This is a genomic window from Sphingomonas sp. PP-F2F-A104-K0414 (assembly GCF_004340945.1).
Lineage (GTDB): Bacteria > Pseudomonadota > Alphaproteobacteria > Sphingomonadales > Sphingomonadaceae > Sphingomonas.
The window spans coordinates 1-2,500 of sequence record NZ_SLYD01000017.1 but is presented as its reverse complement, the minus strand read 5'-3'; the positions used below and the strand labels follow the sequence as shown (position 1 = coordinate 2,500).

The following is a 2,500-nucleotide window of genomic DNA, read 5'->3' as shown; positions in this document are numbered from 1 at the left end:
GCGCTCACGAACCGCCGAAGCAATCCTCGTCTCCAAAATCGAGCACCTCACGGCATCGATTTTAAAAAACCCATTCACAATGTCAAATACGACGGGCGTGCCCGTCAATCACCGTGCTCTCGCACGGCGAACCGTTTCTCTTCATCTCTAGGTTGTGCTGATGGTGCGTTACTCGCGAGCCCGTCAGTCGCGGCGAAGCCGCGCCTTATGGGCGCGCTTCTCTGCGCTGGCCGTTCTTGGATACGTGCGCGGCAGCTTTGCTGCCTCGTCTCGTCTCCTGCGAAATGGTGGAGCCTATCGGGATCGAACCGATGACCTGATGCTTGCAAAGCAACCGCTCTCCCAGCTGAGCTAAGGCCCCAAACGCACTTGTGTGTGGTGGGCCTAGGTGGATTCGAACCACCGACCTCACCCTTATCAGGGGTGCGCTCTAACCAACTGAGCTACAGGCCCACACCCGCTGCGCCCGTCAGACGCAGTCAAGCTGCACCCGATGGGCGCGCTTCGCGCGCTGGCCGAGCTTGCCCACAGCCAAGACAACAGATGCTGTCTCGTCTTATGGACTAACCTAGTGATGAAGGGACATGAGGACGGCGGCTAATGTTCTTTGGAATGGAAGAAGCTCTTCCGACAGGGTGGCATCATAAGATGCGGGCCTATCAGCGCTTTCTGCCGATATCCTTAGAAAGGAGGTGATCCAGCCGCAGGTTCCCCTACGGCTACCTTGTTACGACTTCACCCCAGTCGCTAAACCCACCGTGGTCGCCTGCCTCTCTTGCGAGTTAGCGCAACGCCTTCGGGTGAATCCAACTCCCATGGTGTGACGGGCGGTGTGTACAAGGCCTGGGAACGTATTCACCGCGGCATGCTGATCCGCGATTACTAGCGATTCCGCCTTCATGCTCTCGAGTTGCAGAGAACAATCCGAACTGAGACGGCTTTTGGAGATTAGCTCACACTCGCGTGCTTGCTGCCCACTGTCACCGCCATTGTAGCACGTGTGTAGCCCAGCGCGTAAGGGCCATGAGGACTTGACGTCATCCCCACCTTCCTCCGGCTTATCACCGGCGGTTCCTTTAAAGTGCCCAACTAAATGATGGCAACTAAAGGCGAGGGTTGCGCTCGTTGCGGGACTTAACCCAACATCTCACGACACGAGCTGACGACAGCCATGCAGCACCTGTGTGCAGGTCCCCGAAGGGAAGAAATCCATCTCTGGAAGTCGTCCTGCCATGTCAAACGCTGGTAAGGTTCTGCGCGTTGCTTCGAATTAAACCACATGCTCCACCGCTTGTGCAGGCCCCCGTCAATTCATTTGAGTTTTAACCTTGCGGCCGTACTCCCCAGGCGGATAACTTAATGCGTTAGCTGCGCCACCCAAACACCAAGTGTCCGGACAGCTAGTTATCATCGTTTACGGCGTGGACTACCAGGGTATCTAATCCTGTTTGCTCCCCACGCTTTCGCACCTCAGCGTCAATACATGTCCAGTCAGCCGCCTTCGCCACTGGTGTTCTTCCGAATATCTACGAATTTCACCTCTACACTCGGAATTCCACTGACCTCTCCATGATTCAAGCGATGCAGTCTAAAAGGCAATTCCAGAGTTGAGCTCTGGGCTTTCACCTCTTACTTACAAAGCCGCCTACGTGCGCTTTACGCCCAGTAATTCCGAATAACGCTAGCTCCCTCCGTATTACCGCGGCTGCTGGCACGGAGTTAGCCGGAGCTTATTCTCCCGGTACTGTCATTATCATCCCGGGTAAAAGAGCTTTACAACCCTAAGGCCTTCATCACTCACGCGGCATTGCTGGATCAGGCTTTCGCCCATTGTCCAATATTCCCCACTGCTGCCTCCCGTAGGAGTCTGGGCCGTGTCTCAGTCCCAGTGTGGCTGATCATCCTCTCAGACCAGCTAAGGATCGTCGGCTTGGTGCGCCTTTACCACACCAACTACCTAATCCTACGCGGGCTCATCCCTCGGCGATAAATCTTTGGACTTACGTCATCATCCGGTATTAGCAGTCGTTTCCAACTGTTATTCCGAACCAAGGGGCAGATTCCCACGCGTTACGCACCCGTGCGCCACTAAGGCCGAAGCCTTCGTTCGACTTGCATGTGTTAGGCATGCCGCCAGCGTTCATTCTGAGCCATGATCAAACTCTCAAGTTTATGTCACCAGCCAATCGCAGTGGAATTCCACGATCAACCAGCTCATCTCAAGGAGCCGCTCTGCACAATATCATTCAGACACCCTACCCGACCAAAGCCAGACAGAGCGTCCATTACATATGGAATATGTGAAGGACATATGAGAACGACTTAGCTTTAAACGATACCCCGAACCCTTGAGGAGCCCGAGAACCGCAAGCCGCCGCCCACATGTCCCTTCATCTTAACCTACAATGTCAAAGAGCCGACAAAAATACCGACACTCGCATAACCCCTCCCGTAGAAGAAGCTTGCAGCATCTGGTTTTTTGCGACCACCGCGGTAACCA

Annotated in this window: 2 tRNA genes and 1 rRNA gene; all 3 read right to left on the bottom strand. The window is 54.8% G+C overall.

The features are described 5' to 3' along the window. Positions 1-285: 285 nt before the first annotated feature. Positions 286-361, bottom strand: a tRNA-Ala gene (locus tag C8J46_RS20560). Positions 362-376: 15 nt separating this feature from the next. Then, positions 377-453, bottom strand: a tRNA-Ile gene (locus C8J46_RS20555). Positions 454-685: 232 nt separating this feature from the next. Then, positions 686-2,172 (bottom strand): 16S ribosomal RNA (locus tag C8J46_RS20550). Positions 2,173-2,500: the final 328 nt, after the last annotated feature.